Consider the following 3,890-nt stretch of genomic DNA (forward strand, 5'->3'; position numbering starts at 1 on the left):
ATATTATATATTACAGTATTTTTATGAATTCTATATTTATTATTTTTATTTACTCTTTATTGAAATAGTTTTTTATTATCATAATTGCTGCATATACAAATATTAATACCCAAATAAAAGATAACACTTTAGATATTTATTTTTAATTATTTAACTAGCCTTGTAATCCATTTTCTTGACGTTCCATATTTTCGATAACTACGTCATAGATATCTCCTAGTGATGCACAATACTCAAGAACCTTCCAAGGTGTATTAGTATGGAAATGCACCTTTACTAAATCTTCATCCCCTACTGCTAGCAAGCAATCTCCTTCTATGTTCTTAGTTATATATTCATTAATTCCATCTTCTGATAAATTAGTTCCCTCAATTAATAATTGAGTATCATATTTAAATTCAAGCATATTTCTCCTCCTTTAATTTATTTAATTTTTTAATTTTTTAATTTTTTAATTTTTTTAACTAAATAAATAATATCTAATTGATTTTATATCTCAATTATAACATATGCTGTAAATATTATACTAATTATTTTCTTTTTTCATTATAAAATTCTTTAACTTAACACCATTCCGTTCTACTTCCTGTTCTTTTATAACTCTGTATCCTCTTCCTTCAAAGAAAGGTTTTGCCGTAATTGAAGCATGAACAAGGATATTTTCAGTTTTACATTTTCTCTCTAATTCATTACAAATTAAAGTTCCAACTCCCCTGCTCTGGTAGTCCTTATGTACATAAATCCTATCTAAGTATCCAGTATCATCTATATCCCCAAATCCAATAATCACTTCATTTTCTATTACAACTATGGAATAATGTTCTTCTAAAGATTTATTCCATTTTTCATAATCTATTTCTCCAGTTGCCCATACATTAACTTGTTCTTTTGAGTAATCTTTTATATTAATTAAATGAACTGTATTATAAAATAACTCTGCAATTTCATTAAAATCTACTGAACTATATCTTCTTATTTTCATAATATTTATCCTTAACTCCAATTTTTCACTGCATTTCTATAAAGTATTTATTTATAGGAAAAATAATTGCTACCTTTGTACCTTTATTAACTTCTGATTCTAAATTAATTCCAAGCCCAAGTTTTGTAGCTAACTTTCTACATAGATATAAGCCTATCCCCGTAGACTTGCTAAACTTTCTACCATTTTCTCCTGTATATCCTTTATCGAAAGCCTTTACTACATCTTTTTCATCCATTCCTATTCCTGAATCCTCAATATATAAAACTATATTTTCACCTATATCTCTAGTATAAAACTTTATTTTATTTTCATTTTTATTATCATCCATATACTTTATAGAATTATTCAAAACTTGATTTATAATAAATTCTATCCATTTACTATCTGTATAAATAGTTTTATCTAAATCAATAGCCTCTATTTTAATTTTTCCTTGGATTAATACCTTTGAATTCCTTCTTATAACCTTATTTACAATATTTTTAAGATTAAGTTCCTTTATAATATAATCTTTCTCAAGAGCATTACTTCTTGCATAAAAAAGAGCTTGCTCAATATAATTTTCAACTTTAATAACTTCTTCATTAATGCTATTAGTTAAATCTGATTTATTATTTTCTATAATAAGTTTGCAACTTGAAATAGGTGTTTTTATTTCATGTACCCAAAGCTCAATATATTCCCTATACTCTTTATTATTAAGTTTAAGGTCTGAAATATCATCTTTCATGGATTTAGTAGTTTCATTTATTATTTGATATATTAGTCTACTCTCTAAAAAGCTTCCTTCCTCCATCACATCAGAAATTAAGTATTTTTTCTCTAATGCATCTAGATTAGACATTAATTCATCATAATACTTCTTCTTATTAAAATAATCATATATATGATAAGTTAAGATGCTTATTAAATTTAATAAAGTAATAAATATAATTGCATATAAATCTACCTCTAGATAAAAAAGAAGTAGAAATGAAAATCCTAGTGTAGCTAGACTTAAAATTAAAAATAAAAATCTTTCCTTCAAAAAATCTACTATATTCATATTAAAATATAACCTTGACCTCTCTTAGTTTTCAAAAAGTCATTAGCTCCAATTTCTTCGAGTTTTTTTCTAAGCCTATTTATATTAACTGTTAGAGTATTATCATCTACAAATTCATCTGATTCCCATAAGGCTTCTATAATTTCATTTCTAGAAACTATCTTTCCATTATTTTTTATAAGAACATATAATATCCTGCTTTCATTCTTACTAAGTTCAATCTTTTTATCTTTATAGCTAGCTTCACTAGTAGATAAATTATGTTTAAGCTCCCTATATTCTAAAATATCTAGATCTTTACTATCATAACTTCTCCTTAAAATAGACGAAATCCTAGCTAAAAGTATTTGAGTATTATATGGCTTAGTTATAAAATCATCTGCCCCTAAATTCATACTCATAAGCTCATCAACTTCACTATCCCTACTAGTTACTACTATTATTGGAACATCACTTTTCTTCCTTATTTCTCTACATACATAATATCCATCATAATAAGGTAAGTTTATATCTAGTAAAATTAAATGATACTTTTCTTTTAAGGCTTCATCTACTATATTCTCAAAATCTACAGAATAATTAGTTATATATCCATATTTATTTAAAAATGTACTTAGCTCATTTCTTATCTTTTCTTCATCTTCAATAATAAAAATCTTCTTTGTATCCATATGTCACCTTCCTCTTACAATTGCATATAGTTAAATCAGTAATTTACATTATTATAACATTATATAAATTAAAAAATCATCTTATGGTGAAAATGAGGCTAAAGCTCATACTGACTATAAATAATATTTATTAAACAATCTAGTCATATAGTCTTATATATAATTTCCTATTATAAATAAAATAAAAATATGTACTGGATAAAAAACATAGAATAACCATTTTAACCCCTTACCTCTTTTTCCATTATAAATAAGCATAAAAGGTAGAGCAAAAACCATCATCCACTGATAGTTAATTAAAAATAAATTTTCATAGGTGAAAGAAAATCCACTTAAAAGAATAAATGTTGCTGCTGAAATTATAGGATAAAAAATCATTAATTTCTTTTTAAAGTAGTACTATTCATACTTCCTCCTTTCCCTCAATTTAATATAAATATTCATATTTCTATATATTGTATACTAAAATTATATCATGTTCTCTACGAAATTATATCTTTTAGAGGAACAAATTTACAATCACTCTTCTAAAATACAGAATAATATTATATAATTATACCGACTACATTTTAACGGAGGAAATAATATTGTTTAAGAAAATTAATCTTAAAGGGGTGACAAATATGTGGGTAATCTATGCTTTATTATCAGCTCTCTTTGCTGCACTCACTTCAATTTTAGCTAAAATTGGTATTGAAAACATAAACTCAAATTTGGCTACTGCAATTAGAACAGTTGTGGTTCTAGTTATGGCCTGGGGGATAGTGTTAATAAATGGCAGTATAAATCAAATTGGCAATATTACTCAAAAAAGCTGGATATTCTTAATATTATCAGGTATAGCAACTGGTTTATCTTGGCTATTTTATTATAAGGCACTTCAAATAGGTGATGCTTCAAAAGTAGTCCCAATCGACAAGTTCAGTGTTGTAATTACTATGGTACTTGCCTTTGTAATATTAAAAGAAGCCGTTACTATTAAAACAGTAGTAGGTGGAATATTTATTACTATTGGAACATTTATATTAATTCTTTAAATCTGCTATTATTATTTTTATTTTAAACTAATAAACTCAGCTTTTAATTTTATTCTCACATTATTAAGCGAGATAATTAAAAGCTGAGTTTTTTCTTTATTTTTACTTGAAATTACTATAATTGCAACTTATTTATCGATTAAATTATATAT

6 protein-coding genes are annotated in these 3,890 nt (G+C 25.0%); 1 reads left to right on the forward strand and 5 read right to left on the reverse strand.

Translation table 11 applies throughout. The features are described from left to right. Window positions 1-154 precede the first annotated feature (154 nt). The 5 genes from E6248_RS14225 to E6248_RS16435 all read right to left on the reverse strand — a co-directional run bounded on the left by E6248_RS14225 (window position 155) and on the right by E6248_RS16435 (window position 3,079). The gene (locus E6248_RS14225; RefSeq protein WP_136004118.1) at window positions 155-406 is read right to left on the reverse strand and encodes a kinase to dihydroxyacetone kinase; all 252 of its coding nucleotides are present in this window, start codon (window positions 404-406) and stop codon (window positions 155-157) included. 120 nt (window positions 407-526) lie between these two features. Further along, window positions 527-982: a GNAT family N-acetyltransferase gene (locus tag E6248_RS14230; RefSeq protein ID WP_316341441.1), complete on the reverse strand. Its 456-nt coding sequence runs from the start codon at window positions 980-982 to the stop codon at window positions 527-529. 25 nt (window positions 983-1,007) lie between these two features. Continuing rightward, window positions 1,008-2,030, reverse strand: coding sequence for a sensor histidine kinase (locus tag E6248_RS14235; RefSeq protein WP_316341442.1), 1,023 nt, complete (start codon window positions 2,028-2,030; stop codon window positions 1,008-1,010). Beyond that, complete coding sequence (locus E6248_RS14240; protein ID WP_316341443.1) at window positions 2,027-2,701, reverse strand: response regulator transcription factor; 675 nt, start codon at window positions 2,699-2,701, stop codon at window positions 2,027-2,029. The genes E6248_RS14235 and E6248_RS14240 overlap by 4 nt, the downstream gene beginning before the upstream one ends. Window positions 2,702-2,854: 153 nt before the next feature. Further along, window positions 2,855-3,079 (reverse strand): TraX family protein, encoded by a 225-nt coding sequence (locus tag E6248_RS16435; protein ID WP_396335159.1) that lies wholly within the window; start codon window positions 3,077-3,079, stop codon window positions 2,855-2,857. A gap of 245 nt (window positions 3,080-3,324) precedes the next feature. Between E6248_RS16435 and E6248_RS14245 the strand changes: the two genes are divergently transcribed. Continuing rightward, complete coding sequence (locus E6248_RS14245) at window positions 3,325-3,738, forward strand: EamA family transporter (protein WP_316341444.1); 414 nt, start codon at window positions 3,325-3,327, stop codon at window positions 3,736-3,738. Window positions 3,739-3,890 lie beyond the last annotated feature (152 nt).

The sequence above is a fragment of the Clostridium sp. genome (assembly GCF_032552055.1).
Lineage (GTDB): Bacteria > Bacillota > Clostridia > Clostridiales > Clostridiaceae > Clostridium.